This window comes from Micromonospora sp. NPDC002296 (assembly GCF_040296145.1).
Lineage (GTDB): Bacteria > Actinomycetota > Actinomycetes > Mycobacteriales > Micromonosporaceae > Micromonospora.
Window position 1 is genome coordinate 1 of the sequence record NZ_JBEOWQ010000018.1, and the last position, 16,981, is coordinate 16,981.

Below are 16,981 nucleotides of genomic sequence, written 5' to 3' on the forward strand. Positions count from 1 at the left end.
CACCCGATACGCCAAACGGGCCTCTCTCTACCGATCCAGCCTGGTCCTCATCGCCGCCATCATCTGGCTTCCATGATCGACAGGACAGGCCCTAGCCCCGTCGTCCCTCCCGGTCTGCCGGGGACCAACGGGACGACGGGAGTAGCCGCCGCTGACGGCAGCGGATGGGCGCGGAGGGGAAGGCCGAGCGCTGGTCTAAATGGCCGCAATGGCAGAAACCCCGCCCGGACGGGATTTCTGCCATTGCGGCCATTTAGACCAGCGGCTTACGCGGGTCTGCGGCCTGCTGTCACGGTTAGGGCGTGGACGGTGCCGGTGGTCTGGTGCACGTCCGGGTGGACGAGGAAGGCGGGCGACGGTGGCCGTCCGGCGCCGGTGCGGGCCGGCGGCTTGTGCCCTGGCCGTGTCGACGCGCCACACGCCGTCGAAGGTGCGCCAGAGGGGCAGCTCGGACCACTGCCGGACGCCATGGCTGAGTAGCACCTCGTCGGGCACCCAGTCGAAGGAGGCATCACCTCGGGTCGCGTGGGCGCAGTCCGCCAGTAGTCCGCCGAAGGTGGCGCCGTCGACCGGGGCGCAGACGTTGAACGCGCCGGAGGTGCCTTCGGTGATGGTCCGGAGCGCGAACGCGGCCAGGTCGCGCACGTCGACCGGCTGAATGGTGCGGTCGGGGGAGCCGGGGGCCAGGACGTCCCCGCCGGCGGCCACGCGGCGCAGCCACCAGGGCAGGCGGCCGACGTACTCACGCGGGCCGAGCACGACGCCGGGGCGCAGAATCGTTGTCCGGTCTGCTCCGAACGCGGCGACTGCTGCTGCCTCGCAGCCGGCTTTCTGGTAGCCGTACTGCGTCGGCCCATCTTCTATGTCGGTGCCGTAGTCCGGGCCGGCGTCGGGCGGGCAGTAGAGCACGTCGGATCGCTCGCTGAGCGGCTTCAATGGCCAGTCTCGGTAGACGCTGACCGTGGACATGAAAACGTAGCGGTCGGCGACGGGATCGAGCGTGCGGGCAACGTCGAGGACGTTCCTAGGCACGTAGCCCGAGGTGTCGACCACGGCATCCCAAGGACCAGCGGCGACGAGGGCGGCGACGTCCTCAGGACTGGTCCGGTCGCCCCGGATGGGCCGCACGGCTTCCAGAAAGGGATCTGAGGTGCCCCGGTTGAACGTCGTCACCTCCCAGCCGGCATCGATCGCAGCCGTGACGATCGCGTGTCCTACGAACCAGGTCCCGCCGAGCACCAGCAAGCGCATACGCCCATCATGCCGAGCAGGGGCGATGGTCCGATGGGCGGAGGGCACCGGCAGCCAGTTGCCGAGTTAGTCACGAGATCGAGTCAAGGCGGCCCGCAAGCGGGCCGCGCCGGCCGCGCTCGGCCTGCTGGCGGCGCAAGCGCCGGCATCGGCCGGCGCGCCGGCCAACGAAGGGCATGCCTCCGGCGGGGGCCAGACGACTCCGAGATGGAGTTGCCGAATGGTTCCGGTTCGTGGGTGGTGGGATGCCATCCCGCCAGCCACCGACCCAGGCAAGCCGAGCAGGCCAGGGCCAGGGCGACAAGGTCGTTCGTCCGTAGGGCGCTCCACCTTGTCGCCCTGGCCCTGGCCCGCTCCACGGTGTGTGGGTCGGCGGCAGACGGGATGGCTGGAAGCGCGGGGGTTAAGCGTCGCCGCGCTTAAAGCCTCGGCCCTTGCGCCTCCTCCTTTCCTTGAGCTTCGCCGCAATAGCCGTTAGCGCGATCCAGGCAAAGCTGACAGAAGCTTGGATGAGAAATTCGCTTGCCAGCTCGACAAATAGCCGCGTGGACACCTAAAGCTCCTCCATGTTTTGGACTTGCCTCAAGCGTTGAGCGCGATGGACGCCATTTGTCGAAGCCGAACGCGTCTGCTGTGCTAGCTGACGTTTCCGCCACTCCGGCTGGCAATGCTTAACGAAGTTCTAGCGATATTTGACGAAGTTTGACGCTCGTCTTAGGAGCGTCTACGTGAGCGAGGAACGTCAGAGGTGGCCTCTTGCCCGATGAGCTGCATCTCATCGTGTAGCCAGTCAACCAGCGCTGTTCCCACCGCAGCTCCGCAGTCAACGAGTTCTAGGAGCTGTTGGTCGGTGGCGCCCTGCCCTAGCGGCACTTGCATCTCTCCGTAGATTGGCAATCTACTTTCCTTGGTCGGGTCACCCACGTAGGCTTTCATGAACCGGCGCGTGTGGTTCCATTCATTCACGGCAGAGCGGGCTCTTTCAAGATCCCTGATGGGAAGGGTCTCCAGTGATCGTGTTCGGATCACCAGGATCTCCTTGTCGGGGCCTTCTGTCGCGAAAGTTATTGAACAGCGCGACCAAAAGGCTAGGGCAGTATCTTCGTCCTCTTCCGCGTGCAAGATGTCAAGCTCGTCAAGTGCGGCGTGAATTCGTTCCGCGGAGATCGCCGGCAGTTCGCCGCCTGGGAGTGAGGTGCTGGATGCGGCATGAGCCTTTGGTATGCCTGTATTAACGGCCGTGGCCCCGCCGTCGAGTGGGGTTAGCTCGTTTGATTCGTGGAAGTCCAAGGCTGAAACCCAAAGCTGCTTGAATTGATCGACATTCCCGTCGAGCTTCTCGACAATCAATTCCAGAACCGGCCAGCGAGGGACTTTGGGTCCACGCATCGCAGCGTGAACGGTGGCATAGCTATAAGCGATGCCCTTCGCGACTTCCCGCATCGACGGCTCACCGGCCGTCCGGTGAAGCCTTTTAAGCTCCTCGAAGAGATTCCGAACCGGTCCCTCTGGTGTTGGTCTCAAGCTAATTCCGGGCAATGCGGCCCACCTTTCTGCGCAATGTTGTCTGCGTTGTCGGCCTTAAGCCCAAGGGGGCGACCAGTTAACTCGGCGGCATATCTTTGGGAACGACTCCTTGACCACCCACAGGAGGCCATCCTTGGCGTAGAGGTCGGTGACGCGCATACCGAGGATTTCCTCGGTCGTGGTGGTGGTGTCAGAACGTCCGATATCACGTCGCGCTGCTAAGACGAACTCGCAGTAGAGCCGAAGCGTAATCTCTCCTGGTGCCCCGGCGTATGAAGCCTGCATCAGATTGCGGAACGCCCGGACAGAATCGTCGGAAGCGTAGATGCTGGCCCAAGTAGCGAACTCATGGAGGCGGGCGGGTATGTCTTCGCCTTTCAGCAGTTCCGCCGCCTTCTCCCTGTTCAGCATGTCACCTAGAAGGGCGATCATGGGTTGGTACGTCTCGTACTTGCGATCGGATATCCGTGACTCAAGATCCCGGAGACGCTGGGCCTCGTGTTCGCTGGTCTTGGACGACTTGGCGTAGCGGCCGGCGACGAATGCGGCAATGATGGCCGCGAGGGCAGGGATGGCAGCGACGGCGAGCACTTGCCAAAGTGGCTGTCCCGGAGGGGCCGGCGCGGATAGAAGCATGGGCATACCGTAGGCGACGAGCGCCCCCCATGGGATCAGCTGCGACCACCGGCGGCGCATAGTGGACGTATGCGGGCATGCCTGTTGCGTGCCCGTCGGGATGGGCGACTGCGGTCAACGGCGGTCAACTCCTGGACGTGGCGGCAGCATGGCCGCGCAGGTCCGGTCAGGTCGCTGCCGAGCGACTTCCGGTCGTGTCCACACTTCCTAACCCGTGTGGCTGTACAGCCAAGCCTGCCAGCCAGCCTCGACGCTGCCCGACAGCCACTGGCCGGGTCGAGTTGCGAAGCGATGACGGCTCGCAGTGTGCACTCAACACCATCTCCTGTGGCGACAGAGGTTTGGCCAGTTGACGTCAGGCTGCCATGCGCCGGACCTGGTAGAGCCGGCTCCGGGCTCGATTGGGTCGAGGTTGGCGACAGTCAGCTTGATCGGGGTGCCAAGCTTGATCCGTGCTCCGGGCGCCGGCTTCTGAGCCACGATCGAACCCGGTTTCTCTTTGCCGCGCGGGTCTCGCCAAGTGAACGAGAGGTAGGGGTAGACCGCCTCGGTAGCCCCGGAGGCGGTGTCGATCCACATCGTGCCGCGAAGATCTGGCATTGGCTTGGAGAAGAATGCGATCTCTCCCCTCGTTGCCTCGGAGATCGTGACGGTGCTGCCCCGGACAACCGTCGTGCCAGGGGCAGGCGTCATCCCCACAACGACGGCATCAGCGGTCCAGTCGCTTCCGCCGAAAGCGTTGGTTGCAGACGCTACGAGGCCAACCGCTTCTAGCTGGTCGTAGACCGTGTCCATGGTGTCGCCGAGTAGATCGGGCACCACGCTGTGCCGGTCTTGCTGCTTGCTAGAGGTTGCCGGCCCAAGGCTGCCGCAACCGGCGAGCGTGATGACTAGAACGGCAGCGCTACAAGCGCGGCGGACCATGCGACCCTTCATCAGCCTCAGGGTAGTGGAAAGAAAACGCGAGGGAACTCTTGCCGCGGACCTACGACCCGTGCCGTGCGTCCGGCTGCTCCTCCTGTTCTGTAGCAGGAGGAGAGACAGAGCTGACCAGTGACTCAGCGCGACTCCAGGGCTTTCAGATATCCGATGACAGCAACGAGTGACAGCAACGGACGCGGACGGGCCGACGTAGACCCGGACAGGTGAAGGGCTATGACCAGACGTCACCGACCGCGCTGTACCAACCTGGACGACCTCGCCAAGGCTACGGATCAGGTGGTCGGGCGCGCGGTCGGCAGCAGTCCTTACCTAGTCCTCAAGAGGCCGGACCGCGACCACCGACGATGAGAACTGCCGAGAGGCATTTGCGCACGTCAGGTCTGCCGAGCCCAGGTAGGCGCAGGTCACCAACTTGATCTCGTAATGCGCGTGTCGCCGTCACAGATGAGCCGACCGGCGTGGGACGGGCCGAGTGTGTGCGGCACCCTGAGCCAGGTTGCCGCCAGGGCCATCTGGCGAGTTCTGATCGCCAGGGTGCGCGACGGTGGCCCGGCGACCTCGGGCGACGCTTACCAAGCCCTCCGCCGTCAGTAGCGCCACGGCGCGGTGAGCGGTTCCTACCGAAACGCCTTGCGCCGCAGCCAGTTCGGCAACCGGAGGGAGTTGGTCGCCGGGTCGAAGCTGACCAGTGGCGATCTGCTCGCGTAGCTCAGCCGCTTTCACTTGGTACGGGCTGCTCGACACAGTGCCTTGAGTTGGCGCTACAGGGCGCGGCGGCATCCGAGCAGCTAGCGTCCCAGCCGCACGCTGGTCCGATTCCGATAGCCAGGCGGCGTATACCCTGAGCGTCGTTGTCCCGCCGCCGCCATGACCGAGCCGGCCGGCAACGGTCCGCACGTCTACGCCAGCGTTGATCAGCTCGGTTGCCGAGTAGTGGCGCAGGGCGTGAATGTGGCTGGTGATGCCGAGCCGGGTAGCGAGCCGGCCGTACCGCTGGGTGATGGTGTCGGGGCGGTAGCCGCGGCTGTTGTCCGGCTCGGGAGAGAAGACGTAGTCGGCGGGGTCGGCGTCCGCGTCGAGCTGGGCCAGGCGGTCGAGGTACCGGCCGTGCAGCTCGCGCAGCACTTCGATCGTCTCCGGGTCGAGCGCCACCCGCCGTTGTTGGTGCGTTTTGGTGTCCTTCTCGCGCAGCGCGCCGTGCTCGTCCAGGTAGGAGCTGTGCCGCAGCGTCAGCACGCTGGCCGCCAGATCGAGGTGGTGCCAGCGCAGCGCGCACAGCTCGCCGCGTCGGGCGCCGGTGGTCATGGCGAGCCAGACCAGCGCACCCCAGTCAGGGTCGCGCCACGCCTCGTTGATGATGCGCGCGGCGTCGGCCGGGTTCGGCGGCTGCGGGTCGGGATGCGGCGGCGCGGGCGGCTCGGCCTGCCCGGCGGGGTTGACGGCGATCCAGCGCCACCGAACGGCGCGGCTGAGGGCACCACTGAGGATCCAGTGGATCTGCCGCACCGACGAGGCGCTGAGCGGCTTGCAGACGTGCGGCCGGCACCTCGCCGTGCAGGGGTGCTCGCCCTCCAGGCGGTGTTTCACGTACGCCTTGCCGCCGCACCAGTCGCGGCAGCGGCGCAGGCTCGCGTAGAACGACTCCAACGTCTCGGCATCGAGCCTGCCGACCGGCAGCTTGCCGAGCACCGGCCGGATGTGCTTGTTGAGCTTGTTCTCGTAGCCCATGCGGGTGGTCGGCTCGATCTCGGCGACCTCAAGCCACCGGTCAAGAAGTTGGTTCAGCGTTGCCCGAGTACGCGGGTTGCGCCGTTCGTCGACCTGGGCCAGCAGGCGGGTACGCGCCTTCTCGGCGTCCTTCGCTGCGGTGCGGCCCGCCGGGATGGTCTCGGAAAGGTAGTGCCGCTTGCCGCTGATCGGATCCTCGCCCGCGTAGACCTTCACGCGGAGTGACCCACTGGGCAGGACTGCGATCTCTCCCCGGTGCCGCTTCCTGCGGCTGTTCGACGTCACCACGCGGCAAACCTAGCTCGTTCGCACCACGCGCCGCACCACGCGGCTTGATCGGCTGGGAGAAAGTGCTGTGCGCCCGGCAGGATTCGAACCTGCGGCCTTGGGATTAGAAGAACTTGCGCCCTTAACGCTGTAGCGACGTGCGTAAACGCAGGTCGCAGACGACCGAGTCTCAGCGAATACTCTGCTCTCTGCTACAGCGCTATTCGGCCACGTGTACCTCGGCGTCGGGTCGGCGGACGAACATCCCGCGGCCCTGCCACGTCTCGATCAGACCAGACTCCTCAAGGATGCGCATCGCGAACTTGACCGGCGTGGCGCTCGCGCCGTACTGCTCGGCGAGCTGGGCGATGGTGGGCAGGCGCTCGCCGGGCTTGAGCTGCCCGGTCTCGATCGCCGTGCGGATGTCTTTGATGATCTCCCGGTAGACGGGGGGTCGGGGCATGGTGGACTCCGGTCTCGTTGGCACCTCCGAGCCTGCCACCGATCGTGACGCAGTGTGTGTCCTGGGTTGACTTGGTGTACCAAGAGTCCTAGCGTCGGGTGGTCGCCCGGTCTCGTTGGCACGATCCGGCCGATCCGCCGGGTGGGGGACTGGCGTAGGTCCCCCCGACTGATCCCGCCCCGCCCGGCACCCACCTCCCCCGCGATGGAGGCACCATGGTCGAGCGCGAGCACATCGGCCCGCTGCCGGGCGCGCACCCGGTGGCGCACGGCCGCCCGCCGCAGCCTGACGGCGACACGATCCCCCAGCCGCCCCGCCGGCTGCCGCTCGCTACCCGCGAGGTCGTCGCCGGCTGGATCTGCGCCGCACTGGTCCTGGTCCTGCTCGCCGCCGGCATCGCCGGGCTGCTGCCGTGACCGAGTCGGCCAGGCATACCTGGTGGCGGCTGATGACCCGGCACCGGCCGGTCGACGGCGTCTGCCCGGAGTGCCGGGTGCGCCGGTGCGGTGAGCGCGCGTACGCCCGGACTGCGCTGATCGTCGCTGGACTCTGGAGTCTCGGACCACCCGCTGATCTGTAACCCCGCCGCCTGGAGGACCCGTGACCGACGTACCTGCTCCCGCCCTGACCGACGACGAGATGACCTGGCTCGCGATCACCCTCGCCGCCGACGAGCAGGCCGCACACGCGCTGCCGGCCGTCCTCGCCGACATGGACCGCGACCGGCTCGACCATCTGTCCACCGTGGCCGAGCGGCTCGCCCGGACGATTCGGCCGGTGCTGGAGATCCCCGAGGCCGGGTCGACGGCGGACCGGCTCGACCAGGTCGCGGTGAAGGCGGCCCGACTGCTCGCCTCGACCTCGAGCGCGGAGTTGGCGGCGCCCGGCGGCGACACGGTGATGGTGAGCCGGTGGCGGCTGATGGCGCTGGCTGCCGCCCTGGAGGCGCTGTCGCCCGGGGTGGTCGACCGGATGCGCTGACCCAACGCACGAAGCCGCCCCCGACCGTGCTGGTCGGGGGCGGCTTCGTGCGTTGGGTCACGACGGCCAGCGATACCGCAGTTCGTGCATGTGCCCGGCCTTGATCAGCACCTGGCACTCCACCGGCCGGCCCTCCGCCGTGGCCCACACCCGGAACGTCCTCAGCACGGGCACCTCCGTCGGCAGTGCCAGCGCGACGAACTCCTCGGTGGTCGGCGGCCGGGTCGAGATGACGTCCTCGAATGCCACCGGCTCCGCGCCCAGCTCGCCGAGCACCGCCGGCGACCCGCCCCGGATCTTCTTCCGCTCTGCAAGCGCCGTCCCCCGAGCCAGATCAACCGGGTAGAAGGTGTGCACCAGCTCCGACGGGTTGTCATCCAGGGACAGCACCTGTGCGCGGCGCACCACCGGCGAGCCCGGTGTGAGACCGAGTGCGGCGGCCACCTGGACCGGTGCCGGGACCTCGCCGACGTCGAGCAGCCGGGACGCGCCCCGCTGGCCCCGGTCCGTCGCCGCGGTGATCCAGGCGTACGGCTGGCCGGGCGCCGCCGGGGCCGCGTACTCGGCGGGGGTGATGGTCTGCTGCTGGGTGGGACGGACGTAGACGCCCCGGCCAGGCTGCCCTTCGACGTAGCCCTCGGCCTTGAGGATGGCGATGGCGTTCTGGATGGTCGCGCCGGGCGCGCTGTACTTCTGGCCCAGCTCGGCGGTGGAGGGCAGCTTCGCGCCGGCGGCCAGGTCGCCGCTCATGATGTCGGCGCGCAGGTCGGCGGCGATCTGCTGGCTGCGGGGCCGCGGGTCACGGGGAGGGGTGGGCACCGTCAGCCTGCCGATCGGACGTAGCGGATGTGACGGCCGGCGCGCATGGTGTTGGCGTCGTGCTGGTAGGGCTTGCCGGCGTGGTCGAGCAGGATGCGGGTCAGCGACAGCACGGGATCTGCGCTAGCCACGCCGAGGGCGTTCCGCTCGTCGGCGGCGAGGAAGGCGCGCGCGGGCCCGGCGGTGATGTCCTCGCGGATCTCGGTCGGGGTGTAGCCCATCTCGCCGACGAACCGCGCGGTGCCGCCGGGGATCTTGGAGGGGTCTGCCAGCGCGGTGAGTGAGGCGATGCTGCCGGGCCAGTACGAGGTGGCGATCTCGATGGGCCTGTCGTTGGCGAGGATGAGCCTCCGTCGGACCACGATCGGCGTGTCGGCCGGCACACCGAGCCAGACGGCGATGTTCACCGGGGCAGGGATGGTCTCGGCTGCGAGGATGCGCTGGGTGCTGAGCTGGCCTGCGTCCTCGGCCTCGACCGTCCAGCCGCCGGCTGTCGGTTGGATGTACTGGTCGGAGGTGGTGGTCCACCTCGGCTGTCCCATGATTCGGCTCCCCCTTGGCTCGTCCTGGCCTGCGGCTGACCTTACTGCCTGATCGCGCAACTTCCCTGACGACTCGACTCTACGCATCCTTGCCGCCTCATGCGATAGGCAGTACGGTGGCCGGCATGAAGCACATCGCCGAATGGTGGGACCGCGATCCCTGGCTGGTCATCTCGGTGGCCGGCATCGCGGCGATCCTCGCCGTAGTCGTCCTCGCCGGAGTCGCCCGCCTGGTCGTCAAGAGCATTCGTGCCGTGCGCGGGGCCGCGCCGAACCTCAAGCTGCTCATCGGCCAGGCGGTCGTCCAAGCGGGCGTTACCTGGGCGGTGGTCACTGGCACCTACGACTTCTGCGTGAAGTTCTTCGAGCTCCCCGAGTGGGAGGCGCAGGCCTTCGCGGTCTTTTTGGAGGCCGCGACCTGGGTCACGGTCGGGATGATCTACGACCACGGCAAGGGCAAGGACAAGGACGGCAAGCCGAACACCGGGTTCGGCCCGGCCGGCCCGTTCTTCTTCCTCTTCTCCGTCCTCGGTGGCGTCCTAGCGGTCATCGCCGGTGCCAAGTTCGGGGCCATGGTCGGCCGAGCCGTGATCGTCGTGTTCGGCACCTGCCTGTGGTACCTGGCGCTGCTCCGGGTCACGCGCCGCTCCACCACGCCGAGCCGGTTCCGCTGGACGCCCCGCGCGCTGCTGATCGCCATCGGCGCGATCGCGCCCGCTGACCAGGACGTCCGCGACGAGCACCAGGAGTGGCAGATCCGCCGGATGGCCCGGGCGATGCGGTGGGCGAACGGCTCGTGGCCGTGGTCGTGGCTCGGTCGGCGAGCCCTCACCGGCCGCGCGGAGCAGACCCAGGAGACCGTGATCGAGGCGGCTCGCCGCCGGTACGCGGTGGCGCACGTGGTGGTCTCGTCCGTGCAGCCCGACTCCGAAGTGATGCGCCGCATCATCGAGGACGTCAAGCGGGACCCGGACGAGCCGGTGAGCCTCGAACTGCGCACGGAGCTGGACGAGATCCGGCTCGCCACCCGGATGGCAACGATGAAGCTGCGCGCCCAGGTGGACCAGATCCGGGCGACCGACGACGCCACCCGGATGGTCCACGGCGTACGGATGCCGGCCGCCATCGCGGACCAAATCCCGGACCAGATCCCGCAGGAGTGGCTGGACCGATTCCGGTCCAACTCGGCGGACCAGATCCGGACCACTCCGGTGGACCAGCCGGCCAGTCCGGACCGGACCAGCACGGTGGACCAGACCGAGACGCGCGACCTGGTCCACGCCCGGACCAACCCGGCCCCGGCGGACCAGCCCGCGACCAGCGGGTCTGTGCCCGCCACCCGGACCACTCCAGCGCAGCGGACCACCGCCCGCGTGGACCGCGCCCGGCCGATCAGCCCGGCCGCCGGAGGCGAGATCCCGCCCCGGATTCAGACCATGGTCAGCGCCCTCAAACGGGCGTACCGGGGCGAGGTCCCGGCCCGGTCCGAGGTGATGAAGAAGCTCGGCTGGACGTCGGCTGGCGACGCCGGCACGGCCATCCGACTGGTCCGCGAAGAGCGGGCCGCGAAGACCGAGAAGAAGGAGAGCTGACCATGCCGAAGCCGACCACGCACCGCCGCCTGGAGCGGGACCTGATCGCCGCCAAGGGCGACCCGCAGCGGCACACCCAGGTGCGCGACGAGATTCGGGACGCCGGCCTGCCGCACCTCGCGGACGAGCTGGACCGCATCGCCGCCACCGACCCGAACCAGGAGAGCTGACGCATGCGTTTCCGCGTGATGAGCGAGCAGACCAGGACCGCCCGGTTCCGGCTGCGTCACCGCCGCGCCGTGCTGGCCGAGGTGCGCCGCCGGTACCCGAACGAGCCGGACGCGCACGCCGCCGCCGGTCAGCGCCTGGCCGAGGCGCGGGCGCTGCTGCCCTGGTGGAAGCGCATCGGCATCTGACCCCACCGCAAGCCGCGGGGCCGGCCCCAACCTCCAAGCCGGACCGGCCCCGCACTCACTCCCGAAGGAGAGCACCCATCATGGCAAGCCCGAAGATCCTGATCACCGGCACCGTGCCGGACGACTCGCCGGCCACGGCCCTCGCCGGCCGCACGGTCACCCTGCCCGCCGCCAACCTCGGCCAGGTCGCCCAGCGGGTCACCGAGGCCACCCGCGCCCGCGTCCGCCCGCACATCACGACGGCCGGACGATGACCCGCCACCCGTCGCGGGTGCACCGCGGCTCCGCAGGCGACGTGAACACCGGCCGGGTCATCGCCGTCGCCCTGGCCCTGGCCCTGCTCGCCGGCCTGCTCGCCGCCGCCCTCGGGACGGCAGCCCGATGACCCTCACCAACGGCGCGAAGGTCACCTTCCGTAACTCTCCACCCTCCAGTGGAGAGTCCGAGGGTGCCCCCGCTGAGCGCGAAACGGCCCGGGAACACTCCACTCTCCACCCGGAGGGCATCACCTTCCGTGATCGGCTGGTCGGCTGGCTTGGCGCGTCGCGGGCGTACTGGGTGCCGCCGAACCTGCTCACCCAACCGCCCGCGTCGGTCGCCGAGTTGGCCGCGTACGCCCACCACGCCGGGTGGACGAAGCGCACCTACGGGCCGGTCCGCGGCCTCGGGGTCGCCTGGCACCGGGCGGTCAGCCTGCCCATCACCGCCGTCTGCCGGTACGTCGAGTGGATCGCCCAGCGTCCGCTGCGGGCCGGGGCTGTCTTCGGGGTGTGGAAGTTGTTCATCCTCACCGGCCCCGGCCCGCAGATCGCCGACCACATCATCCGACCCGCCCTCGCCCTCGCGGCGTGGGTGCTCCTCTGAGAAAGGACAACACCATGATGAAGCCGCTCTCCTGGATCGGGTTCGCCATCGCCGTCATCGGCGGCGCCGGCCTCGTCGGTGTCGGCCTCGCCGCCGCCGTGCAGATCATCGCCGTGCTGGCCGCGCTGATCATCATCGGCATCGACATCGCCAAGGACGGACAGCCCGACCAGTACGCCGTGATCGGCGCGTTCGTGCTGCCGTCGCTCATCGTCGGCATCAACGGGGCGTTCCCCGACTGGCTCAGCGACAAGCTCGCGGACCTGTGGGGTTGGGCTGAGGACAACATGGGCGACTGGGTGGGCACGACCACGGTCGGCCTGGCCCTCGCCGCCGTGGTCGTCAGCTTCCTGGTGTCGACGCGGGCGCAGGGCCTGTCGTCGCGGAAGGGCCGGTAGCCGCCGTGGAGATCCTGTTCTGGATCTGGGTGCTGACCTGGATGTTCAAGACCGCCGCCACCGACGTCCTCCACGCCGCGAAGGGCACCCCGAACCCCCGCTACGAACTGAAGAAGCAGAAGGCGATCGCCGCCGGCAAGCCGGTGACGGGGCAGGCCCGGTACGGCACCCGGGAGTGGGCGGCCGACCTGTACTCCGACGCCCTGGTGGCGCACACCGAGCGGCGCCGGGCCAAGGCGGCGGCCCCGAAGCCGGTCGACGACATGGTCGATGTGGCGCGGGAGCCGAGGCTGTCGCCCAGCTCGGTGGTGCACGACGGTACGTCGACCTCCCGGGCGACCGCCGGGAAGTGGGCGTGGTCATGCAGGCGTCTGGGCTGCCCCGGAAAGGGCTTCGACTACGACTCCGAGGCTGCGGCGAAGGCGGGTGCTGCGGCGCACCGATGCTCGGACACCGACGCCATGCCGGGCGAGGGCGTGCAGATCGTCGGCCCGGGTCAGGCCGGCAACCAGTCCACCCCGGAGCCGGCTCCCGCGCCGACGCCGGAACCCACCGGCGAGCAGCCGAAGCTCGCCACCGTCATTCCAATGTTCCCCACCGCGAAGGAGATCGTCATGCCCAACGTCAACGGTGAAGTGACCGGTCTCGACCCGGCCATCTCGTACACCACGGCTCTGGCCCAGTTCGCCGGCGAGCACGGTGCCGCCGGCAACGAGGGCTACATCGGGTTCCTCACCAAGTCGAAGGTGAAGGGGCAGGGCCTCCAGTCCGCCCACGACATGCAGGAGGCGTTCGCCAACGCCCAGGCCGCCGCCAAGCGGCACGCCGAGGAACTGGGGAAGCAGAAGACCGTGCAGGAGGCGTACGACCAGAACCCCGACGCCGGGGACAAGGACATGATGCTCAACGGCCGGTAGCCCCGACTACCGCCGTGCGGCGCAGGCTTCCGGGTCTGCGCCGTGCGGTGGAAGCCGGGACACCCCGAAGGAGATGAGATGAGCACGACTGCCGAGGTGTCCGAGCTGGCCGCCGACACGACACCGCCGCCACCGGTCCACCCGTCTGTGCTGGTCGACGGACCGTCCGGGCTGGGAGCGCAAGCCGCCCCGTGGGCTGCGATGGGTGCCCTCGTTGTCGCGGCCGGCGCGTGCCGGATCGCCGCGAACGTCACCGGCGCCGAACAGGAGACCGCGCTGACCGTCGCCGGGGTGGCGTTCACGGCCGCCGTGATCACTGCGTGGGCGACCCGCCGGCGGATCACCGACCGCAGGATGCGGCACCGGTTCGTGGCCGCCCTGTACCTCGCCGCAGGGTGGCTGAGCACCGTCACCGCGACGGGTCTGACCCTCGGGGCGGTCGCCACCCTCACGATCTTCGGCTGCGGCCTGTCGCTGTTGTGGTGGCGGGAGCACCGCATCGGACCCGGCCTGCCGCCAGGGGTGCACGTCCAGGGCGACGACATGTTCGCCGCCCGGTGGGCGACCAACCTGGGTGGGCAGGGCCGGGCGTTCGCCGGGTCAACCCTGACCCGCCCGCAGATCATCAAGGCCGGCTACCGGTACACGCTGCGTCTCGTCCCGGGCGTGCACACCGCGTCGCAGGCACGAGCCGCCACCGAGACACTGCGGTCCGGGCTCGGATTGATGCCCGGCCAGGAAGTCATCGTTGAGGAACACCCCACCCTGCCCGCCCCGAACGCGTTGCTGACCATCGTCACCAGGCCGCAGGTGAAGGAACCGAAGGTGTGGCCCGGCCCGGCGGACGGCTTCGACGCCACCACCGGCCGCGTTAACCTCGGCCCGTTCGTCGACGGCGAGGGCACCGCCCAGTGGACGGTGTACCGGCAGGACGGCATCTTCGGCGGCTACCTTCAGGGCGGCCCCGGCTCCGGTAAGTCCCGCATGATCGAGCAGATCGCCATGTCATGCGCCGGGTCAACGTCGCACCCGACGGTCATCTTCTACGGAGACGGGCAGAACGGTGACAGCTCACCGATGCTGGTCGAGCACGCCGACTTCGCGGCCACCTCGTTCGAGGCGATCTACAACATGCTCCAGGCCGCCGTTCGCGTCATGAAGATCAACGGGGCGGAGAACCGCGCCAACCGGCAGGTCGGGTTCACACCGACCGACGCCCGCCCGGGCACCCTGGTCATCGTCGATGAGTGCCACAAGCCGCTGTCGGCGGCCGAGAACCCGCTGCTGGCCGCCGCCACGCAGGTGGCCATGACCACGATCGCCCGGGAGGGCCGGAAGGTAGGCGTGGCGCTGATCCTCGCGTCGCAGTCGCCGACCCTCGACGCGTTCGGTGGCGCCGGGAACCTCGCCGACACCCTGCGGTCGAGTGTCCTCCAGGGCAACGGGGTGATCCTCAAGTCGAAGTCGGCCAACGTCAAGCAGGTGTTCGGGGTCGACGTCGACCCCCGGCAGTTCCCGAAGCTGCCCGGGTACGCGTTCCTGTCCGACCCGGAGGAGGGCGCCCGGTCGGCCCCGTTCCGCGGCTACTGGGTGACCGACCAGTTGGCCAAGGTGTGGCCGTCCCGCCTCGTGTGGCGGGAGCTGTCGACCCGGCAGGCGAACATCGCCGGACGCCTGTACGCCAACCGGAAGGTGCAGGCGGCGGAGCAGTTGGAGCAGGACCGGCGGCTGCTGGAGATGGCCGACAGCGGGGTGATCGACTTCGACGCGATGGTGGACGCGGCCGTAGACGCGTCGGCAACTGGCGACGTGCTCGACTTCGGCGACAGCATGCCGGCGGTGCGGCGGGTCGACCGGTTCTGGATGCCGGAGGAATCCACGGCGGCGGGGTTCTCGCCGGGGCAGCAGAAGGTGCTCGACGCGATCGCTGCCGGCAACGCCCAGCCGAAGGCGATCCGAGAGGCCACCGGGTACTCGGAGTCGCAGGTGTACAACCTGCTCGACGAGCTGAAGGACGTGGCGGCGGTGCGTCGGCTGGGGCACGGCCGATACGAGGTCGTTGGCCAGGCCGCTTGACCCCAAGACGCACGAGAGCGCCCCCGCCGGCCGGAGCCGAGCGGGGGCGTCGACGTTCGGCTGTTCGGTCACGGTTCGCCAGCGTTCGATGCGCACCGTGCGTGCCAATCAGGCGGGGTGGGCAGCGGAAAGATGGATGCGAGATCACGAGCACGGCTCGTACCCTCGGAGGCTCGATCACCAGCCCCGGAGGTGACGCCGCGCATGCCACCCGTCCCGGTCATCGCACCCGCCGCCAACCCTGTGCCCGCGCCCGACACCCCCTGCAACGTCGCCGAATGCTCCCGAGTCGCGGCGGTGACCCGGCAGGTGGCCCGGGGCGGGATCATTTTCGACGAGCGGTGGCTCGGCGGCGAGAACGTCGACCTGTGCCGGGCGCATGACCGGCGGGCCCTGGCGATGACCGGCGCCGAGGACTACATCGACACATAATGCGCGCCCCCGCCTGACCCCAGACACACGACGGCCCCGCCCTCCACCAGGGAGAGCGGGGCGCTGTCGCGTCCGGGACACCTCAGCCCGGGCACCGCCGCTACGGTGCCCCGATGACCCGCCGCACCCTTATCCCCGCCGCCCTCGTCCTGGCCGCCGCGCTCGCCGGCTGCTCCAGCGACCCCGAACCGGCCGCCGCCCCGCCGTCGAGCGCCCCGGCCGCCCGCACCGTCGCCGGAACCCTCATGCTCGACGACCCGGACGGCTACTCGTGGACTGCGACCACCGGATGCCGCGGCAAGGGTGGCTACGACGACGTCAGCCCCGGCGCACAGATCGTCGTGACCGACTCGGCCGGCGCCACCATCGGGCTCGGGAAGCTGGGCGACGGGATCCTGGAGACTGGCCCGGGCGCGACCGTCCCCGACGGCTGCAAGTTCACCTTCACCATTCCCGCAGTGCCGACCGGGAAGGGCTTCTACGGCGTAGAGATATCCAAGCGCGGCAAGGTGCAGTACCCGGAGGCGCAGATGTTCGGAGCTCTGGCGTTGACCCTGGGCTGACCGCGACACGACGAAGCGGCCCCACCTCGGCGAGGTGGGGCCGCTGCATGTTTGGTCGGCACCGGCCGGCCCGGAACCGTCGGCACCGCGGCGACGAGCTTACCGGCGGCGTGCCAACAGCCCCCGCACGGTGGCCGGCGAGTAGACCCGACCGCGGGCGACCACCGCCACGATCAGCGGGGCGAGCACGGCGACCAGGCCGAGGATCGCCGTCTGCTGCGCGTCGGTGACGGGCAGCCCGTACGCGACTCCCAGCGCGATCGACGCGGTCACGCCGGCGGTGATGCCGCCGACGGTGAACAGCGGCTCCCGCGCGGTGCTCGCCGGCACAGGGGTCGGGGCGGGGTTGGACATCGTCATCAGGTGGTCCTTCCGTACTGGAGCAGGGCGAGGATCAGCGCACCGACCGACACCAGGGCGGCGAGGGTCGGCAGGGGCCAGCGGGCACGCTCCAGCGATCGGAGACGCTGCTCGTGGTCGTCGGCCTTGCTGGACAGGTCCTTGATGTCCCCGGCCAGGATCTGCACGTTGGTGTTCAGTGCGACCAGCAGGTCGTAGATCTCCTTCAGGCCGATCTCCACTACCAGTGGTGAGGTGCCGAGGCGGTGCTGTTCGGAGTTGGGCACG

The 16,981-nt window shown here is 69.3% G+C and carries 23 protein-coding genes; 13 read left to right on the forward strand and 10 right to left on the reverse strand.

Features of this window, described 5'->3' with window-relative positions:
• Positions 1-195 precede the first annotated feature (195 nt).
• The 6 genes from ABT023_RS16095 to ABT023_RS16120 all read right to left on the reverse strand — a co-directional run bounded on the left by ABT023_RS16095 (position 196) and on the right by ABT023_RS16120 (position 6,814).
• The gene (locus tag ABT023_RS16095; protein ID WP_350886015.1) at positions 196-1,251 is read right to left on the reverse strand and encodes an NAD-dependent epimerase/dehydratase family protein; all 1,056 of its coding nucleotides are present in this window, start codon (positions 1,249-1,251) and stop codon (positions 196-198) included.
• Between the two features lie 714 nt (positions 1,252-1,965).
• Positions 1,966-2,694: a type III secretion system chaperone family protein gene (locus ABT023_RS16100; protein WP_350886017.1), complete on the reverse strand. Its 729-nt coding sequence runs from the start codon at positions 2,692-2,694 to the stop codon at positions 1,966-1,968.
• Positions 2,695-2,832: 138 nt separating this feature from the next.
• Entirely contained in the window at positions 2,833-3,369 is a 537-nt protein-coding gene (locus ABT023_RS16105; protein WP_350886019.1) for a hypothetical protein, read from the reverse strand.
• A gap of 357 nt (positions 3,370-3,726) precedes the next feature.
• On the reverse strand, positions 3,727-4,350 hold the full coding sequence (locus ABT023_RS16110) for a PASTA domain-containing protein (protein WP_350886021.1): 624 nt from the start codon (positions 4,348-4,350) through the stop codon (positions 3,727-3,729).
• 444 nt (positions 4,351-4,794) lie between these two features.
• Positions 4,795-6,300 (reverse strand): tyrosine-type recombinase/integrase, encoded by a 1,506-nt coding sequence (locus tag ABT023_RS16115; RefSeq protein WP_350886023.1) that lies wholly within the window; start codon positions 6,298-6,300, stop codon positions 4,795-4,797.
• A gap of 271 nt (positions 6,301-6,571) precedes the next feature.
• Positions 6,572-6,814: a winged helix-turn-helix domain-containing protein gene (locus ABT023_RS16120; RefSeq protein WP_350886025.1), complete on the reverse strand. Its 243-nt coding sequence runs from the start codon at positions 6,812-6,814 to the stop codon at positions 6,572-6,574.
• 215 nt (positions 6,815-7,029) lie between these two features.
• On the opposite strand from ABT023_RS16120, the gene ABT023_RS16125 reads away from it, so the two are divergent.
• Complete coding sequence (locus ABT023_RS16125; RefSeq protein ID WP_350886027.1) at positions 7,030-7,230, forward strand: hypothetical protein; 201 nt, start codon at positions 7,030-7,032, stop codon at positions 7,228-7,230.
• A 184-nt stretch (positions 7,231-7,414) separates the two neighbouring features.
• The gene (locus ABT023_RS16130) at positions 7,415-7,795 is read left to right on the forward strand and encodes a hypothetical protein (protein WP_350886029.1); all 381 of its coding nucleotides are present in this window, start codon (positions 7,415-7,417) and stop codon (positions 7,793-7,795) included.
• Between the two features lie 57 nt (positions 7,796-7,852).
• Here ABT023_RS16130 and ABT023_RS16135 read toward each other — a convergent pair whose 3' ends face one another.
• Entirely contained in the window at positions 7,853-8,614 is a 762-nt protein-coding gene (locus tag ABT023_RS16135) for a GntR family transcriptional regulator (RefSeq protein ID WP_350886031.1), read from the reverse strand.
• Between the two features lie 2 nt (positions 8,615-8,616).
• Positions 8,617-9,156, reverse strand: a complete 540-nt coding sequence (locus ABT023_RS16140; protein ID WP_350886033.1) for a UTRA domain-containing protein — start codon at positions 9,154-9,156, stop codon at positions 8,617-8,619.
• A 125-nt stretch (positions 9,157-9,281) separates the two neighbouring features.
• On the opposite strand from ABT023_RS16140, the gene ABT023_RS16145 reads away from it, so the two are divergent.
• The 11 genes from ABT023_RS16145 (at position 9,282) to ABT023_RS16195 (ending at position 16,354) form a co-directional block, all read left to right on the forward strand.
• Positions 9,282-10,748 (forward strand): hypothetical protein, encoded by a 1,467-nt coding sequence (locus ABT023_RS16145; protein WP_350886035.1) that lies wholly within the window; start codon positions 9,282-9,284, stop codon positions 10,746-10,748.
• Positions 10,749-10,750: 2 nt separating this feature from the next.
• Positions 10,751-10,918, forward strand: coding sequence for a hypothetical protein (locus ABT023_RS16150; RefSeq protein WP_350886037.1), 168 nt, complete (start codon positions 10,751-10,753; stop codon positions 10,916-10,918).
• A gap of 3 nt (positions 10,919-10,921) precedes the next feature.
• Positions 10,922-11,104: a hypothetical protein gene (locus tag ABT023_RS16155; RefSeq protein WP_350886039.1), complete on the forward strand. Its 183-nt coding sequence runs from the start codon at positions 10,922-10,924 to the stop codon at positions 11,102-11,104.
• 80 nt (positions 11,105-11,184) lie between these two features.
• Entirely contained in the window at positions 11,185-11,358 is a 174-nt protein-coding gene (locus ABT023_RS16160) for a hypothetical protein (protein ID WP_350886041.1), read from the forward strand.
• Positions 11,355-11,489 (forward strand): hypothetical protein, encoded by a 135-nt coding sequence (locus ABT023_RS16165; protein ID WP_350886043.1) that lies wholly within the window; start codon positions 11,355-11,357, stop codon positions 11,487-11,489. The genes ABT023_RS16160 and ABT023_RS16165 overlap by 4 nt, the downstream gene beginning before the upstream one ends.
• On the forward strand, positions 11,486-11,968 hold the full coding sequence (locus tag ABT023_RS16170) for a hypothetical protein (protein ID WP_350886045.1): 483 nt from the start codon (positions 11,486-11,488) through the stop codon (positions 11,966-11,968). Before ABT023_RS16165 ends, ABT023_RS16170 begins: the two co-directional genes overlap by 4 nt.
• A gap of 14 nt (positions 11,969-11,982) precedes the next feature.
• Positions 11,983-12,366, forward strand: coding sequence for a hypothetical protein (locus tag ABT023_RS16175; protein WP_350886047.1), 384 nt, complete (start codon positions 11,983-11,985; stop codon positions 12,364-12,366).
• Between the two features lie 5 nt (positions 12,367-12,371).
• On the forward strand, positions 12,372-13,283 hold the full coding sequence (locus ABT023_RS16180; protein WP_350886049.1) for a hypothetical protein: 912 nt from the start codon (positions 12,372-12,374) through the stop codon (positions 13,281-13,283).
• A gap of 78 nt (positions 13,284-13,361) precedes the next feature.
• Positions 13,362-15,359, forward strand: coding sequence for a hypothetical protein (locus tag ABT023_RS16185; protein WP_350886050.1), 1,998 nt, complete (start codon positions 13,362-13,364; stop codon positions 15,357-15,359).
• A 204-nt stretch (positions 15,360-15,563) separates the two neighbouring features.
• Positions 15,564-15,791, forward strand: coding sequence for a hypothetical protein (locus ABT023_RS16190; RefSeq protein ID WP_350886052.1), 228 nt, complete (start codon positions 15,564-15,566; stop codon positions 15,789-15,791).
• Positions 15,792-15,904: 113 nt separating this feature from the next.
• Positions 15,905-16,354, forward strand: a complete 450-nt coding sequence (locus ABT023_RS16195; RefSeq protein ID WP_350886053.1) for a hypothetical protein — start codon at positions 15,905-15,907, stop codon at positions 16,352-16,354.
• Positions 16,355-16,453: 99 nt separating this feature from the next.
• Here the strand turns inward: ABT023_RS16195 and ABT023_RS16200 are convergent, their stop codons facing one another.
• Together ABT023_RS16200 and ABT023_RS16205 are read right to left on the reverse strand one after the other, a co-directional pair.
• The gene (locus ABT023_RS16200) at positions 16,454-16,714 is read right to left on the reverse strand and encodes a hypothetical protein (RefSeq protein ID WP_350886055.1); all 261 of its coding nucleotides are present in this window, start codon (positions 16,712-16,714) and stop codon (positions 16,454-16,456) included.
• Complete coding sequence (locus ABT023_RS16205; protein WP_350886057.1) at positions 16,714-16,980, reverse strand: hypothetical protein; 267 nt, start codon at positions 16,978-16,980, stop codon at positions 16,714-16,716. Before ABT023_RS16205 ends, ABT023_RS16200 begins: the two co-directional genes overlap by 1 nt.
• Between the last annotated feature and the right edge of the window lies 1 nt (position 16,981).

What these genes read in the sequence shown, in the direction of transcription:
- ABT023_RS16170 (WP_350886045.1), top strand. Translation starts at nt 11,486, where the DNA reads ATGACCCTCACCAACGGCGCGAAGGTCACCTTCCGTAACTCTCCACCC.
- ABT023_RS16145 (WP_350886035.1), top strand. Translation starts at nt 9,282, where the DNA reads ATGAAGCACATCGCCGAATGGTGGGACCGCGATCCCTGGCTGGTCATC.
- ABT023_RS16160 (WP_350886041.1), top strand. Translation starts at nt 11,185, where the DNA reads ATGGCAAGCCCGAAGATCCTGATCACCGGCACCGTGCCGGACGACTCG.
- ABT023_RS16185 (WP_350886050.1), top strand. Translation starts at nt 13,362, where the DNA reads ATGAGCACGACTGCCGAGGTGTCCGAGCTGGCCGCCGACACGACACCG.
- ABT023_RS16175 (WP_350886047.1), top strand. Translation starts at nt 11,983, where the DNA reads ATGATGAAGCCGCTCTCCTGGATCGGGTTCGCCATCGCCGTCATCGGC.
- ABT023_RS16165 (WP_350886043.1), top strand. Translation starts at nt 11,355, where the DNA reads ATGACCCGCCACCCGTCGCGGGTGCACCGCGGCTCCGCAGGCGACGTG.
- ABT023_RS16195 (WP_350886053.1), top strand. Translation starts at nt 15,905, where the DNA reads ATGACCCGCCGCACCCTTATCCCCGCCGCCCTCGTCCTGGCCGCCGCG.
- ABT023_RS16150 (WP_350886037.1), top strand. Translation starts at nt 10,751, where the DNA reads ATGCCGAAGCCGACCACGCACCGCCGCCTGGAGCGGGACCTGATCGCC.
- ABT023_RS16190 (WP_350886052.1), top strand. Translation starts at nt 15,564, where the DNA reads ATGCCACCCGTCCCGGTCATCGCACCCGCCGCCAACCCTGTGCCCGCG.
- ABT023_RS16095 (WP_350886015.1), bottom strand. Translation starts at nt 1,251, where the DNA reads ATGCGCTTGCTGGTGCTCGGCGGGACCTGGTTCGTAGGACACGCGATC.
- ABT023_RS16155 (WP_350886039.1), top strand. Translation starts at nt 10,922, where the DNA reads ATGCGTTTCCGCGTGATGAGCGAGCAGACCAGGACCGCCCGGTTCCGG.
- ABT023_RS16110 (WP_350886021.1), bottom strand. Translation starts at nt 4,350, where the DNA reads ATGAAGGGTCGCATGGTCCGCCGCGCTTGTAGCGCTGCCGTTCTAGTC.
- ABT023_RS16100 (WP_350886017.1), bottom strand. Translation starts at nt 2,694, where the DNA reads ATGCGGGAAGTCGCGAAGGGCATCGCTTATAGCTATGCCACCGTTCAC.
- ABT023_RS16200 (WP_350886055.1), bottom strand. Translation starts at nt 16,714, where the DNA reads ATGACGATGTCCAACCCCGCCCCGACCCCTGTGCCGGCGAGCACCGCG.
- ABT023_RS16140 (WP_350886033.1), bottom strand. Translation starts at nt 9,156, where the DNA reads ATGGGACAGCCGAGGTGGACCACCACCTCCGACCAGTACATCCAACCG.
- ABT023_RS16125 (WP_350886027.1), top strand. Translation starts at nt 7,030, where the DNA reads ATGGTCGAGCGCGAGCACATCGGCCCGCTGCCGGGCGCGCACCCGGTG.
- ABT023_RS16120 (WP_350886025.1), bottom strand. Translation starts at nt 6,814, where the DNA reads ATGCCCCGACCCCCCGTCTACCGGGAGATCATCAAAGACATCCGCACG.